Below are 25,087 nucleotides of genomic sequence, written 5' to 3' on the forward strand. Positions count from 1 at the left end.
TCAAACGCACAACGCACAGGGGGCGACAGCATGCGGGAGCCGGTTGAACTCAGGCGTCAGCGAATCCTGGCGGTGGTGGAGTCGCGCGGTGCGGTCAAGGTCAGCGCGCTCGCGGACGAACTGGCCGTCTCCGTGGTCACGGTGCGGCGGGACGTGGAGGAGCTGGCGCGGGCGGGACGGCTGCGGCGCGGACACGGCGTGGCCCGGCCGGTGCGCGATCCGGCGGGGCCGCCGGCGGTGCCCGCGCCGCGCGGCGTCGATCCCGCCGGCGAAGGGGGTGCGGTCGCTCTGGTCGTACCGGAGCGGCATTCGTACCTGTACGAGACGCTGCACGGCGCCCGGACCGTGCTGGAGGAGGCCGGCATCCGCATCGCGCTGTACCTCGCGCCGCAGTCGGCCGACGCCGAACGGCCGCTGGTGGAGCGGGCGCTGGCGGACGGGGCCCGCGGGCTGCTGATCGCCCCCCGGTGGCGCAACGTGCTCTCCGAGGAGCTGGACTACGGCTGGCTGGCGGACACGGGCGTGCCGACCGTGCTGATGGAGCGGCGGCCCCGGCCGGGCAGCACCTTGCACGCCCTGGACTCCGTCTGTTCCGACCACTGGTACGGAACGCATCTCGCCGTGGAGCACCTGGTGTCGCTGGGCCACCGCCGGATCGTGCTGGCCGCCCGTGACGACAGCCCGACGGCACGCACCGTACGCGCCGCGTTCGCCCAGATCGCGGCCGCCCACCCCGGCGTCGACGACTGGACGGTGGTGCTGAGTTCGCCGGACGCGGTGCCCGGGCCCGGCCCGTCCGGAGCAAGTCCGGTGCCCGGTACCCCGTCCGGGAGCAGGGCGGACGCGCCCGATCTCGATCTGGCGGAGCTGCTGCGCGGGCGCGGGGCCACGGCCGCGGTGCTCCACGGCGACGTGGACGCCCTGATGCTGGTGCAACGCCTGGCCGAGAGCGGGGTGCAGGTGCCCCGGGACTGCTCGGTGGTGGCGTACGACGATGTGGTCGCGGCGCTGGGCAGTACCCCGCTGACCGCGGTGGCGCCGCCCAGGGCGGAGATCGGCAGGGCGGCCGCCGAACTCCTGCTCCACCGGCTCTCCGGAGAGCCGGGGGCACTCGGCCCGGTGCGCCGGACGCAGGTGCTGCCCGAGTTGAAGGTACGGGGATCGGCACAGGCGATCACTCCCGCCACCCCCGCCACGAACTGATCGTTTGACCGCTTCATTTTTCTTCTGATCGATCTATTGACCGCTACCGATCAGCCGATCAGTATTCCCCGTGTCTTCATTCAGGAGCCGCGGGAGGCGCCCATGCCCGGTCGACACAGCCGTCGATCCGTGCTCGCCACGATGACCGCACTACCGCTGGCGGGCGCACTGAGCGCTTGCAGCGGTGGCACATCGGGGGCGGACAGCACGAGCAGGACCACCACCACCGGCACCACAGCCGGCCGCAACGCCACACGCATCACCTTCTGGTCCGCCCTGCGCGGCAGCCAGGAAGTCGTCGACGCGTTCAACCAAACGCACGACACGGTCCAGGTCGACTTCCAGCAGATCCCCTCAGGGCCCCAGGGCGGTTACGCGAAACTCAGCAACGCCTCCCGGGCCGGCAACGGCCCGGACATCGCGACGATCGAGTACCCCCAGCTCCCCGGGTTCGCCATCGACGGCGTCGCCCGGGACCTCACGGACCTGGTGAGCGACTCGCTGCGGTCCAAGCTGCTGCCGCAGGCACTGGACCTGACCACCTTCGACAAGCGCGTCTTCAGCCTTCCGCTGGACGTCGAGCCGATGGTGATGCACTACCGCGCCGACCTCTTCGAGCAGTACGGGATCGAAGTCCCGAGGACCTGGGACGAGTTCGAGGAGGCGTCCCGCACCGTGCGCCGCAAGGCGCCCGGCCGCCGGCTGTCGGCCTTCGCCACGGACGGCGCGTTCCAGTTCGCCGCGTTCGCCTGGCAGGCCGGTGCCCAGTGGTTCGACACCCGCGGCGGCGCCTGGAACGTGTCGCTGGCCGACGAACCGAGCCGGCGCGTCGCGGCGTACTGGCAACGGATGATCGACCAGGACCTGGTCTCCATGACCCCCGTGGACAGCAGGGGGTACGACGCCCTGCTCAGCGCCGGCAAGATCCTTGTCCGGCTCAGCGGCGCCTGGGACGCCGGCGCGCAGATGAAGGCCCGCCCCGGCCAGAAGGGGCAGTGGGCCGTCGCACCGCTCCCCCAGTGGAACGCGGGGGACGCCTCGGTCGGCACCCACGGCGGCTCGACCTTCGCGGTCACGAAGGACAGCGAACACCCCGAGGCCGCACTTGAGTTCATCGAGTGGCAGGTCTCGCATCCCGACGCGCTGAGGGCCCGGCTCTCCAGCGGCGCCAGCAGCCAGTACCCGGCCGCCCCCGGTCTCGTCGCCGTCGGCCGCAAGGCCTTCGACCGCGCCTACTACAACGGCCAGGACATCTACACCCTGTTCGAGCAGGAGGCGGACAAGATCCGGGACGGCTGGACCTGGGGACCGCGGATGACCGCCACGCAGAAGGTCATGCAGGACGGCTTCGCCCGGGTGGGCGGCGGCCAGGGCTCGGTGCTCGAATCCGTGCGCGCGGCCCAGCGGGGCACCATGCCCGACCTCAGGGCGCTGGGTCTGTCCACCACAGAGCACAGCAGCTGACCGTGATCCGTCCCCCTTCCCAGCAGCAGAGAGGCAGGTGACCTTCGATGACCACCCCCGTCACCACACCGGCTTCCGCCCCCGTGAACGTCTCCGCGGCGGCACCGGCCCCCACCACGTCCCCGCGCACCGCCCGAAAGTCGGCCCGCCGCCGTGAACTCGGCGCGGCCGGCGCCCTGATGACCCCCTTCTTCATCCTTCTGGTGACGGTCTTCCTGATCCCGGTCGGCACCGCCGTCTGGCTCAGCTTCTTCAGCGACGACCAGCCGGGGCTCGGCTTCGGCCCGGAGCGCACGGTCTTCGTCGGCCTGCGCAGCTACACCGCCGTACTGACGGACCCGACGTTCCTCAGCGGTCTCGGCACCGTCGTCATGTACTGCGTGATCTACATCCCGCTGATGGTCATCGGCGCGCTGGCACTGGCGCTGCTGCTGGACTCCGGCGTGGTACGGCTGCGCTCCTGGGCGCAGCTCGGACTCTTCCTGCCGCACGCCGTGCCCGGCATCATCGCCGCCGTCATCTGGCTCTACCTCTACACACCGGGGCTGAGCCCGGTGATCGACCTGCTCGGCAAGGCCGACATCACGATCGACTTCCTCGGGGTGCACACGGTGGTGCCCTCGATCGTGAACATCGCCCTGTGGAGCAACCTCGGCTACAACATGGTGGTCTTCTACGCCGCCCTGCAGGCGGTGCCGCGCGAGGTCATCGAGGCGTCGGTCGTCGACGGCGCCGGACCCGTCCGCACCGCACTGCAGATCAAGACGCCCCTGGTGCGTTCCTCCGTCGTGATGGTCGCGATGTTCACCCTGATCTTCGCGCTCCAGCTCTTCACGGAGCCGATGCTGCTGAGCCAGTCGACCCCGATGATCAGCTCGCGCTTCTCACCCAGCATGTACATCTACGACGCCGCGTTCACCCGTAACAACTACGGTCTCGCGGCGGCGGCCTCGGTCGTGCTGCTGGTGTGCACCATCGCGCTCTCGTACGGCGTGACCCGCTGGACCAACCGCTCCGACGCCGCCGAGGAGGACGCCCGATGAGCGCGACCGCTCCCACCCGCACCGCCGCAGTCCTGCGGCCCCGGCTTCTCGGCCGCTCCGTCGTCAACCTGGTCGTCGGCATCTCGGTGCTGTACACGCTGCTGCCGGTGCTGTGGCTGGTGCTCGCCGCGTCGAAGGACCGGGACGCCCTGTTCGGCAGCGACGTGCTGTCGCTCGACCACTTCTCCTTCGCGCAGAACCTCAAGGACCTGTTCGCGACGGACGGCGGTCTGTACACCCGGTGGTACGGCAACAGTCTGCTGTACGCGGTACTCGGCGCCGGGCTCGGGGCGCTGATCAGCATCGCCTGCGGGTACGCCTTCGACAAGTACCGCTTCGCGCACAAGGAGAAGCTGTTCGGCCTCGTGCTCGCGGCGGTGATGGTGCCGCAGACCGTTCTGGCGCTGCCGCTGTATCTGATGGCGTCGGGCACCGGACTGGTGAACACCTTCTGGTCGGTCTTCATACCGGTGCTCTTCAATCCGTTCGGCGTGTACCTCGGCCGGATCTTCAGCCAGGGTTACGTACCGAACGAGGTGCTGGAAGCGGCCAGGGTCGACGGGGCCGGCGAGCTCACGACGTACTTCCGGGTCGCCATGCGGATGCTGGGCCCCGGTCTCGTCACCGTGTTCCTCTTCCAGCTCACCGCGATCTGGAACAACTTCTTCCTGCCCATGGTCATGCTCTCCGACCAGGACCTCTATCCCGTCAGTCTCGGCCTGTACACGTGGAACAGCGCCGCCACCGTATCGCCCGAGTACTACCCCGTGGTGATCATGGGTTCGCTGCTCGCGGTCCTGCCGTTGATCCTCGCCTTCGCGTTGCTCCAGCGCTTCTGGAAGTCGGGGCTCACCGCGGGCGCCGTGAAGTAGCGGGACCGCGCACCCCTCCGGAATCAGGAGAAGAATGACCGGCACCATCCCCCTCGCACCCACCGGACGACGACGGCCGCGCGCCGCCGTCGCGATGCAGCCGGGCACCGCGGCCGCGCTGCTGAACACCCGGTCGCTGGCCGCACTCTCACAGGTGTGCGACCTCGCGCCACCACCCGTACTCGACGACTTCACCACCGACCGGGCCCGTGCCGTGCTCGCGGACACGGAACTCCTGGTCACCGGCTGGGGCTGTCCGCCGCTCGACGCGGCGGCGCTCGCCTCCGCGCCCCGGCTGCGGGCGGTGGTGCACACCGCGGGCAGCGTCCGCGGGCACATCACCGACGCCTGCTGGGAGCGCGGCATCGAGGTGTCGTCGGCCGCGGCCGCCAACGCGCTCCCGGTCGCGGAGTACACCGTCGCGATGATCCTGCTCTCCGGCAAGCGGGTCCTGGAGCGGGCGCACTCCTACCGCTCCGAGCGCGGCCGCGACGACTCGCTGACCACCTCGCCCGCCCTGGGCAACTACGGCCGGACCGTGGGCATCCTGTCCGCCTCACTCATCGGCCGCCGGGTCATCGAGCTCCTGCGACCGTACGACCTGCGGGTGCTGCTGCACGATCCGTACGTCTCCGACGCGGAGGCGGCCGAGCTCGGCGTCCGGCCCGTCGGACTCGGCGAACTGTTCGCGCGGAGTGATGTGGTGAGCGTCCACACCCCGCTGCTGCCCGCGACGCGCGGGCTCGTCAGCCGGGAGCTGCTGATGTCGATGCGCCCGGACGGCGTGCTCCTCAACACCGCGCGGGGCGCCGTCGTCGACCAGGACGCGCTCGTCGACGTCCTGAGGCTCGGCCGCATCCGGGCGGTCCTCGACGTCACCGACCCCGACCGGCTGCCGCCCGGTCACCCGCTGTGGGAGTGCGAGAACGCCCTGATCACCCCGCATCTGGCGGGCTCGCAGGGCAACGAGTGGCAGCGGCTCGTCGACCTGGCGGTGGGCGAGGCCGAACGCTGGGCCGCGGGCGACGGATTCGCCCATCCCGTACGACGCGAAAGGCTGGCCTTCCTCGCATGAACCGTCCGCACCCGAACTCCCCGCTGGAGCTTCCCGCCGACGACCGGGCCGCGAGCCCGTACACCGGCTACACCCGCGCGCACTGGGAGGCGGCGGCCGACGGTCTGCTGCGGGCCGCCTGGCAGTGGGCCACCCCCGGCAGCGCGCTCCTCGACCTGCCCGGACGCCCGTCCGCGTCCGGGGTCCGGTCCGACGGTCTGGAGGGCTACGCGCGCACGTTCCTCGCCGCGGCGTTCCGGGTCGCCGGCGCGGACGGCAAGGACCCGCACGGCTGGCTCGACCGGTACGCGGACGGGCTCGCTGCCGGTACGCGTACGCCGGGCCGGGACGACGCCGAGTCCTGGCCGCTGATCCTCGACCACACCGTCTTCGGCCAGCCCATGGTGGAGTCCGCCTCGGTCGCCATCGGGCTGCGGCTCACCCGGCCGTGGCTCTGGGACCGGCTGGACCCGGCCGTGCAGGACCGCGCGGAGGAATGGCTGCGCGGCGCCCTTCGCCACACCCCCGCACCGAACAACTGGTACCTGTTCCCCTACTCGGTGGCCGGGTTCCTCGAATCGGTGGGCCGCGCGGACGCCGAGACCGCGCGGGCACGCGAGCGGGCGCAGGACCTCATGGAGAGCTGGTACCGCGGTCACGGCTGGTACGCGGACGGCGACGGCCGCGCCTTCGACCACTACAACGGCTGGGCCCTGCACCTGTACCCCGTGCTCGACGCCCACCTCTCCGGTGACACCGAACTCTCCGCGCACTACGGGGCACGGCTGCGCGAGCACCTGGAGAGCTTCGCCCTGCTGTTCGGCGGGGACGGGGCGCCGATCCACTTCGGGCGGTCGCTGACCTACCGGTTCGCGGCGGGTGCGGCGGTCGGGCTGGGCGCGCTCACCGGAGACACCCCCCTCACGCCGGGCGCGTCCCGACGGGTGATCAGCGGGTCGCTGCGCTACTTCCTGGACCGCGGCGCGACCGGCACGGACGGCCTGCTGAACCTGGGCTGGCACGGTCCGCACGACGCCACGCTCCAGCCCTACTCGGGCCCCGCCTCCCCCTACTGGGCGTCCAAGGCCTTCGTCTCGCTCCTGGCCCCCGCGGATCACCCTCTGTGGACGGCGACCGAGGAGCCGGCGCCGAGCGAGGGGCCGGACCGGGTGCTCGCGCTGCCCGCCCCCGGGCTGCTCGTCCAGTCAACGCGGGCGGACGGGATCGTGCGGCTGCACAACCACGGCAGCGACCATGTCCGGCCGCACGAGGGCGAGTCGGCGGTGGCCGACGACCCGCTGTACAGCCGTCAGGCGTACTCGACGGTCACCGGTCCGACCGCGCGTGCGAACACGGCCGACAACCACCTGTCCCTGGTCGTCGCCGGAACCCGCAGCGGCCGCCGCGCCATCCGCCCGCTGGGCGCCGGGGGCGGCGAGGGCTGGGGCTGGGCGGCGTCCTGGCACCGTCCGGTGTTCGCGGGCGGGGCACCGATGGTGCCGGGTCTCCGGGTGGAGAGCGTGACGGTGGTCCGCGGCCGGTACGAGCTCCGGGTCCACCGGGTGCTCGGTGCCCCGCACGGGGCCCGGGTCGAGCAGACGGGCTGGGCGACGGGAGCCGAATCGCCGGTGACGTCCGCGCTGCACGGTCTGCACGGCTGGGAGTCGCGGGACGAGGTGCGCGCCCCGCAGGGCACGGCGTACACACCGTGGGCGGTGCTGCCCCGGCTGGGAGCGGACGCCGAGGGCACGGTGGTCCTGGTGGCGCTCGCCTCGCTCAGCGCGGAGCCGGGAGCGGAGGCGCTGGACGGGGTGGTGAGCGGGGTGAACGTCGACGGGGACAGCGTCGAGGTGTGCTGGGCCGAGGACTCGGCGACGACCCGGATCGCCTTCGGCGCGCTGACGGTCACGCACGGGTGAGCCGGTGGCGGGACGGGGGTGCGCGCGTTCCTGCGGCGCACCCCCGTCCCGTCACACGTCCGTGCGGATCACGACCGCGAGGGTGCGCGGTCCGTGCACGCCCTCGACCCGCTCGAGTTCGATGTCGGACGTGGCCGAGGGTCCGCTGATCAGCGTCGTCGGCCGCTCCGGCACCAGCCGGGCCACCGCCTCGGGTACGCCCACCTCCACGGTGGACAGGTCGACGACGCAGACATGCAGGTCGGGCACCAGGGACAAGGCCCGCCGCCCCTGGTCGGGCGAACCGTCCAGGAAGATCGTGCCGGTCTCGGCGCAGCTCACCGCCGAGGCCGTGACGACGCCGTCCAGCGAGTCGAGGCGCGGTGCGGGGATGTCGACGGAGTCCTGCTGGACCTCACCGTCGTAGGCGGTGAGCCACTGCGGGTCGAGGCCTGCGGGCACGCCGATCCGGCGGGCTCCGCGCTCCCTCAGCACCTCGGCGACGACCTCGGCCGTGCGGTCGGCGGTGCAGGGGTGGACCTGGGCCTTGTAGTCGAGGAGCCGGTCGGTGAACAGCGCCAGGCATTCCTCGCCGGGGAGGGTGCGCCCGGTGCGGTAGGCGCGCGGGACCGTGGTGTCGGCGGCGGGTGCCAGGGCCAGGGCGTCCCGGACGCGGCCGAGCACCGTTTCGCGAGCGGTCGTCACTTCTCCTCCTCCTGCTGCCGGTTCTGTGTGTACGCGTCGGCGGCGGCCCGCATGGTCGCGGCTCCCTCGGCCGATGCCAGCCAGGAGCGGAAGGTCTCCTTGGGCGGGGCAGGCGTGTCGCGGCTGTCGCTCCAGCCGTTGAAGGGCGGGGGCAGATGCGAGATCTTCCCGTCCCTTCCGGCGATGACGCGGCCCAGCCCGGACGCCTTCTGCGCGGCCGTGAACAGCTTCGGGCTCTTCATCACCCCGGCCGCCGCCTTCATGGCGAGCTTCTCGGCCGTGGTGCCGGACTGCTCGGTGTGCTGGTGGCGCAGCTCGACCAGCAGCGACGGAATGTCGATCTTGACCGGGCAGGCGTCGAAGCAGGCGCCGCACAGGCTGGAGGCGAAGGGCAGCGAGCTGTTCGGGTCGTCCTTGGCCGCGTGCATGCCGGCGAGCTGCGGGGTGAGCACGGCGCCGATCGGTCCGGGGTACGTCGATCCGTAGGCGTGGCCGCCCGCGCGTTCGTACACCGGGCAGACGTTGAGACAGGCCGAGCAGCGGATGCAGTTGAGTGCCTCACGGCCGATCCGGTCGGCGAGGGCGGCGGTGCGTCCGTTGTCGAGCAGCACCAGATGGAAGGTCTGCGGGCCGTCGCCGGGGGTGACTCCGGTCCACATCGACGTGTACGGGTTCATCCGCTCCCCCGTGGAGGAACGGGGCAGGAGTTGGAGGAAGACCTCCAGGTCCTGATAGCGCGGCAGCACCTTCTCGATGCCCATGACGGTGATCAGGGTGTCGGGCAGGGTCAGGCACATGCGTCCGTTGCCCTCCGACTCGACGACGGACAGGGTGCCGGTCTCGGCGATGCCGAAGTTGGCTCCGGACACGGCGACCTTCGTCGTCATGAACTTCTCGCGCAGATAGGCGCGTGCCGCGGCGGCCAGGTGCGCGGGGACGTTGTCCAGGGACGGGTCCACGCCCGGGATCTCCTTGAGGAAGATCTCCCGGATCTCGTCGCGGTTGCGGTGGATGGCGGGCACCAGGATGTGCGAGGGCTTGTCGTGGGCGAGCTGCACGATGAGCTCGGCGAGGTCCGTCTCGTACGGGGTGATGCCGATCGATTCGAGGTGCTCGTTGAGGCCGATCTCCTGTGTGGCCATCGACTTGACCTTGATGACCTCCTTGCTGCCGGTCTCCTTGATCAGCCGCGCGACGATCTCGTTGGCCTCGCCGCCGTCCCGCGCCCAGTGGACGGTGCCGCCGCGTTCGGTGACCTTGCGCTCCAGCTCCTCCAGGAGCTCGGGGAGCCGGTTCATGGTGTCGGTCTTGATGGCCGATCCCGCGTCGCGCAGCTCCTCCCAGTCGGGCAGCTCGCCGGTGACGTGGAGGCGTTTGGCGCGGATGGTGTGGGTGGCCTTGCCCAGGTTGCGGCGCAGCTGTTCGTTGCCCAGGTCGTCGTGCGCCGCCGCGGGGAACTTCCGGTCGCCGCGCAGATGGCCCGTTCCGTACGGGGAGCGGGGCGGGGTCGCGGGCATGCCGAGAAAGGTGCTGCTCATCGGGCGGCCTCCGTCAGGACGTGCGGCGCGGTGCGGGTGGAGGAGAGGATCTGGGCCAGGTGCAGGGTGCGGGTGCCGGACCTGATCCGGGAGAGCCCGCCGCCGATGTGCATCAGACAGGACGAGTCGCCGGCGGTGCACACCGCGGCGCCGGTGGTGGCGATGTTGCGCATCTTGTCCTGGAGCATCGCCGTCGACGTGTCGGCGTTCTTCACGGCGAACGTGCCGCCGAATCCGCAGCAGGCGTCGGCCTCGGGCAGCTCGGTCAGGTCGATCGAGTCGACGGCCCGCAGCAGCCGCAGCGGCTTGTCACCGACGCGCAGCATCCGCAGGGAATGACAGGTGGGGTGGTACGTGACGCGGTGCGGGAAGTACGCGCCGACGTCGGTGGCGTCCAGCACGTCGACCAGGAACTCGGAGAGCTCGTATGTCTTGGCCTTCACCGTGGCGACGCCCGAGCGCAGCGCCGCGTCGCCGTAGCGCTCGGCGATGATCTCGTGCTGGTGGCGGACGGAACCGGCGCACGATCCGGACGGCATGACGACCGCGTCGATCGAGGCGTCGCCGAACTGCTCGGCGAAGTTGCGCACCAGCGGGACGGGTTCACGCTGATAGCCGGTGTTGACGTGCATCTGTCCGCAGCACGTCTGGCCCGGCGGGAACACCACGTCGTGCCCCAGGCGCGCCAGCAGCACCGCCGTGGATTTCACCGCCTCCGGAAAGAGCGTGTCTCCCAGACAGGTGGCGAAGAGTCCGATGCGCATGGGGCCTCCCCGATCGGCAATTGTGGTCCGACCATACTACCCTCGGTCCGATTAAGGGAGAGGCGCGCGCCCAAAGGCCCTTCCGGCAGTCCGCAATGCCGATCGTCGTGGCGGCCCTCCGCTCCACGAACTCACGGTCGCCAGTGGCAGGTTCGACGACCGGCGCCACTCGTCCGGCGGCCCGCCGCTCCGTGGGCTCCCGGGAGGCGCTTCAGAGACTGGCGGGTGAGCCGGAAGGGGCTCCGGCGGGCTCTGCGCGCCGGCGGGCCAGGAGGGTCACGGCCGGCGGCAGGATGATCAGGTCGAGGGCGACGCGCCACACGCCGAAGGGGTTCGTGTGGAGGCAGAAGAAGCGGTGGGCGCCGAGCAGACCGCCGATCGCGGGGAGCACGACCGCGAGGCGGAGCGCGCCGGGCCATCGCCCGAGGATCGCGATTCCGATCACGAAGTAGACGGCACCGAATCCGGCAGCGCCCAGCACGTTCGCCTCGCGCCGGTAGACCGCGAGTGGGCCGACCGGATCGGCGACCGGCGCCTGGCAGAATGCCGCGCCACGCTCTGGGAACTGGTCAGGCGACGGCGGACCCGACAAAGCGCCTGAGGTTCGGCCATCGGCACCTGAGGTTCGGCCGTCGGATGTCACGCCCGCAGCGGAGTGATGCGAGGGTGACCGCCGCTTTACAGGACTCGGCGGTCCTGTCGTATCGGCCCGGACGGCCTTGGAGCCGACCGATGCCGGCCATGGCCTCTCCTACGCGGTGGCGCCGTCCGCGTCGTCGCCGCCGGTCCGGTCCTCGTCGACCAGCGTGCCGTGGAAGCCGCGGATGTGGAGCTCCGCGAGGTCGGCCGCCTCGTCACCCTGGTCGAGCCGCACCAGCCTCAGCATCTCGGCATGCTGACGGTTGAGGTGCGCCTGGGTGGCCGGCCAGTCGTCGACCTCTTCGAGAGCCCGCAGGATGAGGGGACGTACCGATTCCCGGACCGCCGCGGTCAGCGTCGAGGTGAGCGCGTTGCCGGAGCTGCTGGCCACCTTGACGTGGAACCGGGTGTCGAGTTCGTTGAACTCCTCCGGCAGGATGCCCGGCTGCGACATCCGGTGGACCAACGCGCCCGCCTCGTCCAGATCCTCCTCGAAAGCGTGCGTCGCGGCGGCGGCGAAACTGGCGCGCTCCAAGGCGACCCGGGCCTCCATCACGTCGTGCAGGCTGTAGCTGCCGAGGGCGAAGTGCAGGCGCAGCAGCCGCCCGAGCGCGTCGTCCGGTTTGCGCACGATCCGGGCTCCCGAGTCGGGTCCCCGGCCGGGCTGCGCGACCAGTACGCCGATGGTCTCCAGGACGCGGAGCGCCTCGCGCAGGGCGGAGCGGCTGACCCCGAAGACCGGGGCGAGTTCGCGCTCGGGCGGCAGCCGGTCGCCGGCCCTGAGCTTTCCGGCGAAGACCTGCTCCTCGATGCTCTGGAGCACCAGTTCATGCGTCCGCGACTGCCGTACGGGCTGCCATTCGACGGGCATCCGCCACCCCCTGCCCCGGCCGGAGCCGTTCCGTTGCCGGCCTCGTCCTCTTCCGAATCTCCCACTATGTCACACATGGTATGTGGTCGGACCAGAAAAAGGGCGGAGGGTTCTAGTACGTCACCACGATCCGGCGGGCGACGCCGTCCACCCGTATCCGTCCGCCGTACGGGATGATCAGCTGCGGGTCCGTGTGGCCGCAGTCGACGTCGAGGACGGCCATCGTGTCGGGGGCGTACTCCTTCAGGGCCCGCAGCACGGCCTCGCGCTGCTGTTCGCGGTACCGCTTCCCGGCGGCGTCGTCGAGGGGCTGCTCGAAGGACCAGTTCTTGGCCCGGGCCATCAGCAGCGCGGGGAACCGGCGCAGGAGTCCGCGCTCCCCCATGTTCCGCAGGATCCGGTACACCTCGTCGGCACTGATCATCTCCTCGGAGGTTTCGAGGAACAGCACCCGGCCCTCGTACTCGGCCGCCGGGCGGATCTCCCGGTCGGCCATGAGCAGCCAGGAGAGGATCTCCAGGTTGCCGCCCCAGCCCGCGCCCTCGACCACCCTGTCGGCGTGGTGCCAGATCCAGTCCTCGGCGGGCAGCAGGCCGGGCTCGTGGTCGAAGGTGTGCGGGTCCTCCCACCGGCCGTTGACGCTCCCGGTCTCCTTCGCGGGCGTCAGTTCGTGGTCGCCATGGGTGAAGAGCGCCGCCCGCAGCGACGCGGCCGTCAGGGGGTGCATGGCGCCCGGGCGTCCGAGCTCGACCATCACGGATCCGCCGTGGTAGCCGACGATGCCGAGGCGGTCGAGGAACGCCAGCAGGTTGGTGTTGTCGCTGTAGCCGAAGAACGGCTTGGGGTGGGCACGCAGCAGTTCACGGTCCAGATGCGGCAGCACGGTGATCTGGTCGTCCCCGCCGATGCTGGCGATGACGGCCTTGATCGTCGGGTCGGCGAAGGCCGCGTGGATGTCGGCGGCACGCTCCTGCGCGGTGGAGCCCATCTTCCGGGTCGCCGGATACTCCACGGGCTCCAGCCCGAAGTCGTCGCGGAGCCTGCTCAGCCCCAGCTCGTACGGCAGCGGGAGGATGCCGGGGAGACCGGACGAGGGGGACAGCACGGCGACGCGGTCGCCGGGCCGGGGCTTGGAGGGGTAGCGGGATTCCGTCATCCGTTGAGCCTAGTCAGCCGCCCTCGGGGTGTCCGCCGGATATTCGCCGCTGGGCTGCGACGGGCCGGCCGGAGTGCCCTGATGGAAGTACATCCGCCAGCCGGAATCCGACCGGCGCCAGAGGGAACTGCGCCTGAATCGCCCGCCGTTCCTCTCCGAGGTGTACGTCAGATGGACCAGGCCCGGCGCCAGCAGCACACCGGACATCCCGGTGACGGCACTCGGCTCGGAGGCGCTCTCGTCGACGGCGGAGGTGACGGCCAGGATCGACGTCCTGTCGTAGCGCCGCCCCGAGGCGCCGAACTCGGTGAACTCGGGGTCGAGGAGTGCGGTGACCTCGTCGGGCGAGGCGCGCACGTCCGGATCGAGCAGCCTCAGTTCGCCCTCGACGGCGGCCCGCACGGACCGTTCCTCCTCATCGCTTGCGTTCATGCGTGGACCCTAAGGGCTGTCCCGCAATTCCTGGTGGATCAGCGCGCGGCGTCAGATGCGGTGCATCGCAAGGCGGAGAGGCGCCCGCATACTGGATGTATTCGGGCGTTTCGACAACGGAGGGGGTCCCCCCGTGCCGTTGAGGCTACGGGGGAGAGGTGCCGTAGCTGTCGTCGCGCGCCCGCCAGGAATTGCGGGACAGCCCTTAGGCCAAGACCGTCGGCCGTGCACGGACCCCGCACCCCGGCGCACGAGCGCGGGACCGGCGGGACCTTTCACGCGCCGTCGTGCGGTGTCAGTCGCCGAAGGTGCCGTGCCGGCCTGCTCCGCCGCTGAACCGGTCGGCGCCCGCCTGAGTCTCCCCCGCCGTCAGCGGCACCAGACCGTGGCGGTACTCCACGGCCAGTGCGTCGGGCTCGTTCAGGCCGTGCTGTCCGCGCGCTGAGAGCCGGTCGTGGCGCAGACAGAGCTGCGGGAACGCGGCGATCTCGCGGGCGAGTTGCTCGGCGGCCCGCCGGGACTCGCCCGTCGGGACGAGCCGGTTGACGAGCCCCATCGCGTACGCCTCCTCGGCCGGGACGGGCCGGCCGGTCAGGATCATGTCCATGGCCCGGCTCTCCCCGATGAGGCGCGGCAGCCTCACCGTGCCGCCGTCCACCAGCGGCACACCCCATCGGCGGCAGAAGACCCCGAAGACCGCGTCCTGTTCGGCGACCCGCAGGTCGCACCAGGCGGCCAGCTCCAGGCCGCCGGCCACGGCATGCCCGGCGACCGCCGCGATGACGGGTTTGCCGAGCCGCATCCGGGTGGGGCCCATCGGGCCGTCCCCGTCGGCGGCGACGGTGTTGCCGCGTCCGGTACCGACCGACTTGAGATCGGCGCCCGCGCAGAACGTGCCGCCCTCACCCCACAGCACCGCGACGGCAGCATCGGGCTCGGCGTCGAACGTGCGGAAGGCATCGGCGAGTTGGCGTGCGGCCGGGCCGTCGACCGCGTTGCGGACGCCGGGCCGGGACAGGACCACCGTGAACACGGGGCCGTCGCGCTCGATCCGTACGGCGGGACTCTCGCTCATCGTTCGCCTTCCCACGGGTTCCGGTCGGGTCCGGCGGAGGACCGCACCCCCGCCGTGCCCCGCTCCCGCGAACCGTACGGGAAGGGGCACAGCAGGCGCCGGTCGCACCCGCGCCCCTCCAGGGCACGGTCCGCGCCGGGCATGGGTCAGACCGCGGCCGCGACCTCTGCGGGCCGCAGGATCACCGGCAGCTGCTGGTAGCCGTGGGCGATGAAGGAGGCCTGCGGTACGAGTGCGCTCTCGGGCACGGCGAGGGCCAGGTCCGGGAAGGCGCCGAAGAGCGCCCGGAGCGCGATGTCGGCCTCCATCCGGCCCAGCGGCGCGCCCAGGCAGAAGTGGACGCCGTGCCCGAAGGCCAGGTGGTCCGTGGACTCCCGGCCGGCGTCGAACTCACAGGCGCTGTCCCCGTGGACGGCGGGGTCGCGGCCCGCGGCGCCGAAGGCGAGGAGGATCGCGTCGCCCTTCTTGATCACGACGTCACAGAGGTCGATGTCCTCGACCGCGTAGCGCGGGCAGCACGCGGGGCGGGCGGATCGGCGGATCGGCGCTTCGGGGCCACCGGCCACGCTGAGCGATGTGCGCACACGCGTGGTGACCACGTACAAGCATGCTCATGACCATGCATTGCTAGCAATGTGAACGAGCAAAATGCTGAAGATATCGATCACAGGAAGCGCCCCAAGCCCGCCCATGCCCCACATGTCGGACGGCATGGCTCCATCCGGTTCATAGGATTCTCACGCAGTCCGACTACGGTGGCTGCCGTGACGCAGACGAGCCCGCCCGGCTGGCATCCAGACCCCGGGTACACAGGATTTGGCCCCATCCAGGAACGCTGGTGGGACGGCACTCAGTGGACCGATCAGCTCCGGGTCCCGCCGGCCGCCCTCCGCAGCCGGCGCATACGCATCGGCGCCGGCATCACCGCGGCCGTGGTGGTCCTCGCGGCCATCGGCGGCGGCGTGTACCTGCTGAACGACGATTCCGGTACGGCCGGCAACTCCGCGACGGCCCCGTCCGCCTCCCCGTCCCCGGCCCCCAGCCGTCAGCCCGGCGCACCGGGCGGCAGCGGCGGCAACGGCGGCGGCGAGCAGTCCCCCGAGCAGCAGCAGCCTCAGACCGAGGACGGCTACGCGACGGACATGGCCAGCGGCATCAGCATCCCGGTCCCCGACGGCTGGACGGGCGAGTCGGGCATGGGGGCCGGAGTGACCACCGGTACGTACGCCTGCCCCGGCGACACCGGGGAGAAGTGCGTGCGCGGCGGAGTGTTCTCCGTACCGGCCGCCGCGCTGAAGCTGACCACCAAGACCGCGAAGGCCACGGCCGAGAAGGACATCGCGGCCAACGCCGAGGGATCGTACGGCGAGAAGATCTACGGCGGCATCACCTCGCACGAGCAGCTGAAGTCCGAGGCGGTCACGGTGGCCGGTCAGCAGGGTTACCGGGTGCGCTGGAAGGTGGTCACGAAGACCGGCGACGACGGCTACGTCGAATCCCTGGCGTTCCCGTCCCCCCAGTCCCCGGACCTGCTGATCGTCGTCCGCTCCGGCTTCGACATCAATCCCAAGGCCCCCGGCCTCTCCGTGCTGGACACCATCACCAAGGGCATCAAGGCCGCCTCGGGCACGGGTTCCGGCCCGGGCACCAACGCATAGGGGCGCGCGCTGCGCCGGCCGCCCCCGCACGGCCCGGGTGAGTACCCGGGCCGTGTGCTCTGAGTACGTCACCCGATCCCGCACCACCCGGCCGTTGCTGGAATGGGGTCATGGCTCCCGACGCACCGCGCCCCCGCATCCAGCAGGTGACCAGCACCGGCACCGCACTGGCCGTCACCTTCGCCCCGCTGGTGATCGGCGTCCTGCTGGCCCGCACCATGGCGCTGGACCCCATGAGCCCCGTGAACGCGCTGATCACCCGCACCGGCCACGGCCCGGGCGTCTCCCCCGCCGAGTGGCGCGGCTGCGGCAGGAGCGCGCTGCGCCGGTGCGGGACGCTGACTCCCCGGGCCCGGCGCGGTGTGCACCGAGCGGCGGGCGCGGTCCGCGGTCTCGCTCAGCCCGGCCGGTAGCCCGAAGGCGCGGTCGGCGGCTGCGTCGTCGGGGGCGCGAAAACCGGTTCCCCCACCCACGCCCCGTTCCCTAGACTCACCACGCAATCGCGCGCGGCACTCCGTCGCGGCGCGCGCCGTGACCATCGAGGGGAGACCTGCCGTGCGCTACCGCACCGCTGTCGTCGTTCCCCTGTCGCGGTACGAGGTGATCCTGGTGTCTACCTCCGCCCGGCGCCGGCTGCGCGGCCGGCCCCGGACACCCTGACGAACACCTGAGCCCTGTCCTCTTCTTGACGGACCGTCCCTGCGCGTCGTGACGTGGACGGGAAGGGTTCCGCGGCACCCCTGTGCGGGCCGCTTCGTCCGGGCATCGCGCCGTCTTCTTCCGGATCACCCGAAAGGCCACGGACCGTGCGTACCGAACTGCACCGTCAACACACCAGCGCACTCGCCACCGTTCGCAATCTGGGCATCCTCGCCCACGTCGACGCCGGCAAGACCACCGTCACCGAGCGGATCCTCTACGCGACCGGAACCACCCACAAGCGCGGTGAGGTTCACGACGGCACGACCATCACCGACTTCGACTCCCAGGAACGCGACCGCGGCATCACCATCTTCGCCGCCGCCGTGAGCTGCGCCTGGGCGGGCCACCGGATCAACCTGATCGACACCCCGGGGCACGTCGACTTCGCCGACGAGGTCGAGCGTTCGCTGCGGGTACTGGACGGTGCGATCGCCGTGTTCGACGCGGTCGCGGGCGTGGAACCGCAGAGCGAGTCCGTGTGGCGCCAGGCCGACCGGCACGCCGTGCCGCGTATCGCGTTCGTCAACAAGCTCGACCGGGCCGGCGCGGACCTCGACACGGCGGTCGCCTCGATCCGCGAGCGGCTGCACGTGATTCCGCTGGTGGTCCAGCTGCCGATCGGGCAAGAGGACGGGTTCACCGGAGTGGTGGATCTGCTCCGCATGCGGGCGCTCGTCTGGGCGGACGGCAGTGGCACGTACGAGGAAGGGGACGTGCCCGATGAGCTCCGGGACGAGGCGCAGCGCCGCCGGCGAATCCTCGAGGAGACGGTGGCGGAGCTCCACCCGGGCGCGCTGGAGGAGTTCTGCGCCCGCTCGGAGCTCTCCGGGCGGACACTGGCCGCTGCGCTGCGCGAGCTGACCCGTACCGGCGAGGGAGTCGTGGTGCTGTGCGGTTCCGCCTACCGCAACCGCGGGGTCGAACCGCTGCTGGAGGCCGTCGTGGCGTATCTGCCCTCCCCGTTGGACGTGCCGCCCGTACGGGGCACGCTCGGCGAGGCGGTGCAGGAGCGGGCGGCCGATCCGGACGCACCGTTCGCCGCGCTCGCGTTCAAGGTCAACGCGACAGCGACAGGCCGGCTGACCTATCTGCGGGTGTACTCGGGAACGATCAGGAAGGGGGAGACGGTGCTGGACGCCGGTGCGCGGCGCAGCGAACGCGTCGGCCGGATCCTGCGGGTCCAGGCGGACCGCCATGTCGACGTCGGCACGGCGGTGGCCGGGGACATCGTCGCGGTCATAGGCCCCAAGGCCGCCCGGGCCGGTGCCACCCTGTGCGCACCGGACGCCCCGCTCGTCCTGGAGCCGCCGACGGTGGCCGATCCGGTCGTGTCGGTGGCCGTTGAGGCGAGTCGGAGCACCGATACGGAACGGCTGATGGCGGCGCTCGTACGGCTGGTCGAGGAGGATCCTTCGCTCGCGGTACGGACGGACTCCGAGACGGGTCAGACGGTGCTCTCGGGCATGGGCGAACTGCATCTGGAGGTGGCAGCGGAGAAGATCCGCCGCGCCCACGGGCTGGAGGTCCGGGTCGGCCGGCCGCAGGTCGCGTACCGGGAGACGGTCATCCGTGGGGTGTCCGGGCTGGTCTACCGGCACGTCAAACAGGACGGCGGAGCCGGGCAGTTCGCCCATGTGGTCATCGACGTCGAGCCGTGGGAGGACGAGACCGGCGGCAGCGCGGGCGCGGTGGAGTTCGTGTTCCGTTCGGCGGTCGTCGGCGGACGGGTTCCGCAGGAGTACGTGCGGGCGGTCGAGGCCGGCTGCCGTGACGCCCTGCTGGAGGGGCCCGTCGGCGGGCATCCGGTGACGGGGTTGCGGGTGACGCTGACCGATGGGGCGACCCACCCGAAGGACTCCTCGGAGATGGCATTCCGTACCGCAGGACGGTTCGCGTTGCGCGAGGCGCTGCGTTCCAGCGCGATGGTGCTGCTGGAGCCGGTGGTCGAGCTCACGGCGACGGTGCCCGACGAGGCCGTCGGCGGCGTGCTCGGTGATCTGGCCTCGCGGCGCGGCCGGGTGTCCGGCTCCACCGCACGGGCCGGTGCGGCGGTGATCACGGCGACCGTGCCGCTGGCCGAGCTGTTCGGCTACGCGACGCGGCTGCGCAGCCGGACGCAGGGCCGGGGCACGTTCACCACCCGGGCCACCGGCTACGCGCCGGCACCGGTCTCCGGCTGACGCGCACGAGGCCGGTCCCACCCGTCGACGCGGGTGGGACCGGCCGTCGTGCCGTCAGGGAAGCACCGGGATCAGTGAACCGGTACGGGGTACGTCGGGTACTCCACCCCGGAGACGTGCTGCACGACCCGGATGACCTGGCAGGAGTAGCCGAACTCGTTGTCGTACCAGAGGTAGAGGATCGCGTTGTCGCCGTCGACCTGGGTGGGTCCTGCGTCGACGATGGAGGCGTGACGTGAGCCGATGAAGTCGCTCGACACCGCGTCGGGAGCGGTCGTGAAGTCGATCTGGCGCTTCAGCGGCGAGGTCAGCGACACGTCACGGAGGTGGTCGAGGACCTCCTCGCGGGTGGTCTCGCGGCCGAGCTTCAGGCTGAGGATGGCGATGGAGACGTCCGGCACCGGCACCCGGATGGAGCTGCCCGTGATCGTCGCTTCGAGGTCGGGGAGCGCCTTGGCGACGGCGGAGGCGGCGCCGGTCTCGGTGATCACCATGTTGAGCGGCGCGGAGCGGCCGCGGCGGTCGGAGTTGTGGTAATTGTCCAGCAGGTTCTGATCGTTGGTGAACGAGTGGATGGTCTCCACGTGCCCGCGCAGGACCCCGTACTCGTCCGCCATCGCCTTGAGCGGCGGGACGATCGCGTTGGTGGTGCACGAGGCGCAGGAGATGATCTGCTCGTCCGGCTTGATCATGTCGTGGTTGACGCCGTGCACGATGTTGAGGACGTCGCCCTTGCCCGGCGCGGTCAGGACGACCTTGTCGATGCCCGGGCGCAGGTGGTTCGACAGGCCCTCGCGGTCGCGCCACTTGCCGGTGTTGTCGATCAGGATGGCGTCGTTGATGCCGTACGCCGTGTAGTCCACCGACGTCGGGTCGTCGGAGTAGATGACCTGGATCTCGTTGCCATTGGCGATGATCTTGCTGTTCGCCTCGTCGACGGTGATCGTGCCCTGGAACTGGCCGTGGATCGAGTCGCGGCGCAGCAGGGAGGCACGCTTCACGATGTCCTGGCCCGCACCCTTGCGGACGACGATGGCGCGCAGCCGCAGACCGTTGCCGGAGCCGGCCTTCTCGATGAGCAGCCGGGCCAGCAGCCGGCCGATGCGGCCGAAGCCGTACAGCACGACATCGCGCGACTCGCGGCGCTCGATCTTGTTGGCCCCCGTGGCGCCGGCGACGGCACCGGCGGTGAACTCGGCCTCGGAAAGGCCCCGGTCATCGGCCTTGTACGTCGCGGCGAGCATGCCGATGTCGATCTGGGAGGGGCCGAGATCGAGTGTGGTGAGGGCCTGGAGGAACGGCAGGGTCTCGGTGACCGAGAGCTCCTCGCCGTCGATCTGCCGGGCGAATCGGTGGGTCTTGAGGATGCTCACCACCGACTTGTTCACCAGGGAGCGGCTGTGCAGAAGGACGGTGACGTCCCTCTCGCGGTGCAGCTTCCCGATGATCGGGATCATCGACTCCGCGATCTCCTCGCGGTGCATCCAGTTGGTGAACGAGTCGTCATTGACAGTCACAGGTTTATCTTTCGAGCTAGGCGGCGCTCATATGGTAACCCGTCGCTCTTTTGATCTTCCAAACGGTGCCGCCCGGCGCCGTGGAGCGACGTGGAACCACCCGGTACGAGGCGCCGGCCGGGGCTCGAACGCGTTCACGCAGGGGACACGAAGTCGTCATACGGGAATCGGAATGTGCGTCCAACTGCCCCTGGTTCTCCCTCATATGACAGTGGGAGTAGCACTCAGCGCGTCCGGATCCGACAACCAGATCGATGCCACCGTGCGTCTCGCCCGGGAGGCCGCGGCCGCGGGGCTGCGGTCAGCCTGGTTCGGGCAGACCTTCGGTGCCGACTCCCCGCAGCTCGCGGCGATCGTGGGGCGCGAGGTACCGGAGCTGCAGGTGGGCACGTCGGCGATCCCGGTCTTCGGACGCCACCCGCTGCTCGTCTCCGGCCAGGCCCAGACCGCACAGGCCGCCACACACGGCCGCTACCACCTCGGGCTCGCACTCGGTACGAAACCGCTGACCGAGGCGGCCTTCGGCATCCCCTACGAGCGCCCCATCGCCCGTCTGCGCGAGTTCCTCACCGCACTGCGACAGCTCACCGAGACCGGCAACGCCGACTTCCACGGCGAGCTGCTCACCGCGAGCACCCCGCTCCCGGCGCGCGTGCCCGGGGCGGAGGGCGGCGTCCCCCTCCTCGTGGCCGCGATGGGCCCGCAGGCGCTCCGGGTCAGCGGCGAGCTCGCGGACGGCATCCTCCCGTACCTCGCGGGGCCCCGGGCCCTCGCCGAGCACATCGTCCCGGCGGTCACCGCCGCCGCCGAGGCGGCGGGCCGCCCCGCGCCCCGGATCGTGGCCCTGGTCCACGGCGTCGTCACCGCCTCCCCCGACGCCGCACGCCGGACGGCCACCGAACAGCTCGCGTTCTACGAACAGTTCCCCTCGTACGCGCGGGCCGTCGAGCTCTCGGGCGTCCGACGGGCCGGTGACGTGGCCGTGATCGGCGACGAGAAGACGGTGGCCGCCGAGGTGCGACGCTACCGGGACGCCGGGGCGACCGAGGTGGTGTTCGCGGGGACGGATCTGGCCGGGGAGGCGGACCGGCACCGGACGTGGGAGCTCCTCGGGGAGCTGGCGGGCGGCCGCGAAGGCCACTGAGCTCCCCGTATCCGGCCACCGCCGGCGGACATGGTCCGGATCGTCCGTCCCGGGCGGTACGCCCGGGCCCCCCGGCCGTCCGGGGCACTGTCCCGCCGTCCGGAACCTCTGCCATGATCGCCGCTGTGGTCGTCGGGCTCGGGGCGAGGCGGTGAGGGGGAAGCTGCGTGACGGTCGGTGTCGGTCCTGAGTTCGTCGGCCGCGAGGCGGAGACGGCCGCCCTCGGCGATGCGGTCGGAGCCGGCCCGGCCCTCGTCGTCGTGGAGGGCGAACCCGGCATCGGGAAGAGCCGTCTGGTGCGTCACGTCCTCGAAGAAGCCGCCGGCCTGACCGTGCTCTGGTGCACCGCACCGGCGCTGTCCGAGCCGTTTCCGCTCGGTCCGGTCGTCGACGGCATCCGCCGGCTGAGCCCGGACCGGGTTCCCGACGGGCTCAGTCCCATGGCCGGTGCACTGAGGCCGCTGTTCCCCGAGTGGGCCCGGCTGCTCCCGCCGTCGCTCGATCCGCTGGAGACCGCGGGGGCGACCCGGCACCGTCTGTTCCGCGCAATCGGCGAGCTGCTGGACCGGCTCGCCGTGGACGTCCTGGTCCTCGAGGACGCCCACTGGGCGGACACCTCCACCCTGGAGCTGCTCCTCACCCTCGTGGCGTCCGGTGGAGGCAGCCGGTCGCTCGTCGTCACCTACCGTCCGGCCGAGGTCGCCGAGGCACCACCCCTGCTGCGGCTCACCTCGCGGTCCCCGGTGGGGATGCGCCTTGTACGGATCTCCCTGGGCCCGCTCTCCGTGCGGGAGACCGGTCAGCTCGTTGGATCGATGTTCGACGGCGAGGAGGTCTCGGCGGACTTTGCCGCGTTCCTCCGGGAGCGTACGGACGGGGTCCCGCTCGCGGTGGAGGAATGTGTCCGGCTGCTGGCGGACCGGCGCGACGTGGTCCGCCGCGGGGGGCGATGGATCCGCCGGGTCCTGGGCGACCTCGAAGTGCCGGCCACCGTACGCGACTCGGTCCTCGAACGGCTGACCAGGATCCCGGGCGTGGGCCGTCGTCTGCTGGAGACGGCTGCCGTGCTCGGCGTACCGGCCGACGCGGCGATGCTCGCCGAGGTCGCCGGGATCTCGCGCGCCGAGGCCGGCGAGGGGCTCGCGGTGGCGCTGTCGGCCGGTCTGCTTCAGGAGAGCGGGGCCGGGCGGTTCGCCTTCCGGCACGGCCTCGACGCCCAGGCGGTCGGCGAGTCGATGCCCGTCTCGCGCCGTCGGCTCCTGCACGCCCGCGCGGCGGACGCCTGGACGCGCCGGGCCCCGGACGCGCTCGAACGCCTCGCCCACCACAGCCGTGAGGCCGGCGACCTGGACGCCTGGTGCCGGTACGCGGAGGCCGGCGCGGACGTCGCCCTGGAGTCCGGCGACGACCGCAACGCGGTGGGAGTGCTGCTCCAGCTCCTCGACACCGACAGGGACACCGCTACCGGCGCCGATGCCGTTCATGAGGCCGCCGAGCGGCGCCGGCGGCTCGCCGCGAAGCTCGGTGAGGCCGTGTTCTACGGCGGTGCCGCGCTCGGCGACATCGTCGACAAGGCGGTCGAGGAGATCCACCGGGTCATCGCCGACCCGCGCGTCGGCCGGGCCGACGGGGGCGAACTACGGCTCCTGCTCGGCCGGGTGCTGTGGCGTGCGGGGCGACGACGGGCCGCCTTCACCGAACTCGAGGCGACCGTCCCCGACCTCGGCCACCGCCCTGACCTCGCCGGGATCACCATGTGCAGCCTCGCCATGCCCGTGGTGCCCGGCTGGCCGGCGGCCCGTCACCTCGGTTGGCTGCGGCGCGCCGAGGAGCATGCGGCCCGTGCCGACTCGACGCACCTGCGCGTCGCCGTCGGTACGGCCCGGGCCGCGACGCTCCTGCTGCTCGGCGACGCGTCGGCGTGGGCCTCGACTGGCGCGCTGCACCGTCCCGAACATACGGGCCCGCGCGACATGAGCGTGCACGCCACAGGCCTGCTCAACGTGGCGGCCGCCGCGCTGCCGTGGGGCCGGTACGAGGAGACCCGGGACCTGCTGCGTGCGGCGGCCGCCCTGATCCCCGACGCCGAGCACCACCGGGTCGCCGAGGGGTCACGGCTCATCGAGGCCACCCTCGACTGGCACACCGGCGCCTGGGACGGCCTCGCCCCGGCGATGCGCCGGCTGGCGGACGCGGAGACGACCGAGGTGCACGACGCACTGGTGGCCCGGCTCCTCGCCGGCCTGGTCCGCGGGGCGACCGAACCGGGTCCGGACGACGAGACGGAACTGCGCACGGTGGCCCGGCGGCTGAACGCCCTCGGAATCGCCGAACCGGTGGCACTGCTGCCGGGCGCCTTCCTCGGCCGTCGGGCGCTCCAGGACGGCGATGCGCAGCGGGCGCTCGACGTCACCGCACCCGCCGCGGAGGCGGTTGCGGCCAAAGGGGTGTGGCTCTGGTTCGCCGACCTCGCGCCGGTGCACGTCGAGGCGTTGGCGCGCTCGGGCCGCCGCGCGGACGCCGAGGCGCTCGTCGCGGTCTTCACCCGGGCCGTCGAGCCGTCGCTCGCACCCGTGGCCGCCGGTGCGGTCCACCTCTGCGGGGCGGTTCTGGCCGAGCACGACCGGGACCTCGCCGGGGCGGCTGAGCTGTACCGTGCGGCGGCGGCGGTCTGGGCCGGCATCCCCCGCCCGTACGACGAACTGCTCGCCCTCGAAGGCGTCGGCCGCTGCCTCCTCGCGGACGGGCGGCGCGGTGACGGGCTCGGCGTTCTGCGCGATGTCCGGACGAGGCTGACGGTGCTGGGTGCGGCTCGCGACGGTGACCGGATCGCCCGCGTCCTGCGCAAACAGGGCGAGGACGTCGTCCGCCCCTGGCGGCGCGGCCGGCGCGGCTACGGCGACGCGCTGTCACCGCGGGAGCGCGAGGTGCTGGCCCTGGTGGCACGGGGCCTGACCAACCGTGAAGCCGCCGAGGCACTGTTCCTGTCGCCCCGGACGGTGGGCCGCCATCTGGAGTCGGCCATGCGGAAGTTGCGCGTCACGACGCGGACCGCCGCGGCCATGACCGCGGTGGAGGCCGGTCTCCTCGCCGCGGAGAGCGACTCCGACGGAACGGCGCACTGAGCGCCGCACTGCCGGGCCGCGCCTCCGCCCATTGATTGGGTCATCTG

Annotated in this window: 21 protein-coding genes; 11 read left to right on the forward strand and 10 right to left on the reverse strand. The window is 71.9% G+C overall.

Annotated elements, in window-relative coordinates:
- Nucleotides 1-30: 30 nt before the first annotated feature.
- The 6 genes from OG959_RS01790 (at nt 31) to OG959_RS01815 (ending at nt 7,555) form a co-directional block, all read left to right on the forward strand.
- On the forward strand, nt 31-1,203 hold the full coding sequence (locus tag OG959_RS01790; protein ID WP_326656193.1) for a substrate-binding domain-containing protein: 1,173 nt from the start codon (nt 31-33) through the stop codon (nt 1,201-1,203).
- Between the two features lie 102 nt (nt 1,204-1,305).
- Nucleotides 1,306-2,667 carry an ABC transporter substrate-binding protein gene (locus OG959_RS01795; RefSeq protein ID WP_326656194.1) on the forward strand — a complete coding sequence of 454 codons (1,362 nt, stop codon included), beginning with the start codon at nt 1,306-1,308 and terminating at the stop codon, nt 2,665-2,667.
- A 47-nt stretch (nt 2,668-2,714) separates the two neighbouring features.
- Nucleotides 2,715-3,710: a carbohydrate ABC transporter permease gene (locus OG959_RS01800; RefSeq protein ID WP_326656195.1), complete on the forward strand. Its 996-nt coding sequence runs from the start codon at nt 2,715-2,717 to the stop codon at nt 3,708-3,710.
- Nucleotides 3,707-4,582 carry a carbohydrate ABC transporter permease gene (locus tag OG959_RS01805; RefSeq protein ID WP_219568338.1) on the forward strand — a complete coding sequence of 292 codons (876 nt, stop codon included), beginning with the start codon at nt 3,707-3,709 and terminating at the stop codon, nt 4,580-4,582. Before OG959_RS01800 ends, OG959_RS01805 begins: the two co-directional genes overlap by 4 nt.
- A 34-nt stretch (nt 4,583-4,616) precedes the next feature.
- Nucleotides 4,617-5,657 (forward strand): hydroxyacid dehydrogenase, encoded by a 1,041-nt coding sequence (locus tag OG959_RS01810; protein WP_326656196.1) that lies wholly within the window; start codon nt 4,617-4,619, stop codon nt 5,655-5,657.
- Nucleotides 5,654-7,555 carry a DUF2264 domain-containing protein gene (locus OG959_RS01815; protein ID WP_326656197.1) on the forward strand — a complete coding sequence of 634 codons (1,902 nt, stop codon included), beginning with the start codon at nt 5,654-5,656 and terminating at the stop codon, nt 7,553-7,555. Before OG959_RS01810 ends, OG959_RS01815 begins: the two co-directional genes overlap by 4 nt.
- A 51-nt stretch (nt 7,556-7,606) precedes the next feature.
- On the opposite strand, the gene OG959_RS01820 is transcribed toward OG959_RS01815, so the two are convergent.
- The 9 genes from OG959_RS01820 to OG959_RS01860 all read right to left on the reverse strand — a co-directional run bounded on the left by OG959_RS01820 (nt 7,607) and on the right by OG959_RS01860 (nt 15,313).
- Nucleotides 7,607-8,239 (reverse strand): LutC/YkgG family protein, encoded by a 633-nt coding sequence (locus OG959_RS01820; protein WP_326656198.1) that lies wholly within the window; start codon nt 8,237-8,239, stop codon nt 7,607-7,609.
- Nucleotides 8,236-9,777 (reverse strand): LutB/LldF family L-lactate oxidation iron-sulfur protein, encoded by a 1,542-nt coding sequence (locus OG959_RS01825; protein ID WP_326656199.1) that lies wholly within the window; start codon nt 9,775-9,777, stop codon nt 8,236-8,238. Before OG959_RS01825 ends, OG959_RS01820 begins: the two co-directional genes overlap by 4 nt.
- On the reverse strand, nt 9,774-10,541 hold the full coding sequence (locus OG959_RS01830) for a (Fe-S)-binding protein (protein WP_326656200.1): 768 nt from the start codon (nt 10,539-10,541) through the stop codon (nt 9,774-9,776). Before OG959_RS01830 ends, OG959_RS01825 begins: the two co-directional genes overlap by 4 nt.
- A gap of 211 nt (nt 10,542-10,752) precedes the next feature.
- Nucleotides 10,753-11,133, reverse strand: coding sequence for a hypothetical protein (locus OG959_RS01835; RefSeq protein ID WP_326656201.1), 381 nt, complete (start codon nt 11,131-11,133; stop codon nt 10,753-10,755).
- A 159-nt stretch (nt 11,134-11,292) separates the two neighbouring features.
- On the reverse strand, nt 11,293-12,051 hold the full coding sequence (locus OG959_RS01840) for a FadR/GntR family transcriptional regulator (RefSeq protein ID WP_326656202.1): 759 nt from the start codon (nt 12,049-12,051) through the stop codon (nt 11,293-11,295).
- 112 nt (nt 12,052-12,163) lie between these two features.
- A complete protein-coding gene (locus tag OG959_RS01845) occupies nt 12,164-13,207 on the reverse strand; it encodes a S66 family peptidase (RefSeq protein WP_326656203.1) in 1,044 nt (347 codons plus the stop codon).
- A 9-nt stretch (nt 13,208-13,216) separates the two neighbouring features.
- Entirely contained in the window at nt 13,217-13,639 is a 423-nt protein-coding gene (locus OG959_RS01850) for a nuclear transport factor 2 family protein (protein WP_326656204.1), read from the reverse strand.
- A 295-nt stretch (nt 13,640-13,934) separates the two neighbouring features.
- The gene (locus OG959_RS01855; RefSeq protein ID WP_326656205.1) at nt 13,935-14,714 is read right to left on the reverse strand and encodes a crotonase/enoyl-CoA hydratase family protein; all 780 of its coding nucleotides are present in this window, start codon (nt 14,712-14,714) and stop codon (nt 13,935-13,937) included.
- A 146-nt stretch (nt 14,715-14,860) separates the two neighbouring features.
- Nucleotides 14,861-15,313, reverse strand: a complete 453-nt coding sequence (locus OG959_RS01860) for a cytochrome P450 (RefSeq protein WP_326656206.1) — start codon at nt 15,311-15,313, stop codon at nt 14,861-14,863.
- A 165-nt stretch (nt 15,314-15,478) separates the two neighbouring features.
- Here OG959_RS01860 and OG959_RS01865 point away from each other — a divergent pair, with 165 nt between their 5' ends.
- From OG959_RS01865 to fusA, 3 genes are all read left to right on the forward strand, one after another.
- Nucleotides 15,479-16,372, forward strand: coding sequence for a DUF2510 domain-containing protein (locus OG959_RS01865; protein ID WP_326656207.1), 894 nt, complete (start codon nt 15,479-15,481; stop codon nt 16,370-16,372).
- A gap of 110 nt (nt 16,373-16,482) precedes the next feature.
- Nucleotides 16,483-16,785, forward strand: coding sequence for a hypothetical protein (locus tag OG959_RS01870; RefSeq protein WP_326656208.1), 303 nt, complete (start codon nt 16,483-16,485; stop codon nt 16,783-16,785).
- A 393-nt stretch (nt 16,786-17,178) separates the two neighbouring features.
- Entirely contained in the window at nt 17,179-19,254 is a 2,076-nt protein-coding gene (fusA, locus tag OG959_RS01875) for an elongation factor G (RefSeq protein WP_326656209.1), read from the forward strand.
- Nucleotides 19,255-19,325: 71 nt separating this feature from the next.
- Here fusA and OG959_RS01880 read toward each other — a convergent pair whose 3' ends face one another.
- Nucleotides 19,326-20,771, reverse strand: coding sequence for a glyceraldehyde-3-phosphate dehydrogenase (locus tag OG959_RS01880; RefSeq protein ID WP_326656210.1), 1,446 nt, complete (start codon nt 20,769-20,771; stop codon nt 19,326-19,328).
- A 205-nt stretch (nt 20,772-20,976) separates the two neighbouring features.
- Between OG959_RS01880 and OG959_RS01885 the strand changes: the two genes are divergently transcribed.
- Both OG959_RS01885 and OG959_RS01890 read left to right on the forward strand, forming a co-directional pair.
- On the forward strand, nt 20,977-21,915 hold the full coding sequence (locus tag OG959_RS01885) for an LLM class F420-dependent oxidoreductase (RefSeq protein ID WP_326656211.1): 939 nt from the start codon (nt 20,977-20,979) through the stop codon (nt 21,913-21,915).
- A 167-nt stretch (nt 21,916-22,082) separates the two neighbouring features.
- On the forward strand, nt 22,083-25,040 hold the full coding sequence (locus tag OG959_RS01890; protein ID WP_326656212.1) for an ATP-binding protein: 2,958 nt from the start codon (nt 22,083-22,085) through the stop codon (nt 25,038-25,040).
- Nucleotides 25,041-25,087: the final 47 nt, after the last annotated feature.

The organism is Streptomyces sp. NBC_00385 (genome assembly GCF_035917155.1).
Taxonomy (GTDB): domain Bacteria; phylum Actinomycetota; class Actinomycetes; order Streptomycetales; family Streptomycetaceae; genus Streptomyces; species Streptomyces poriferorum.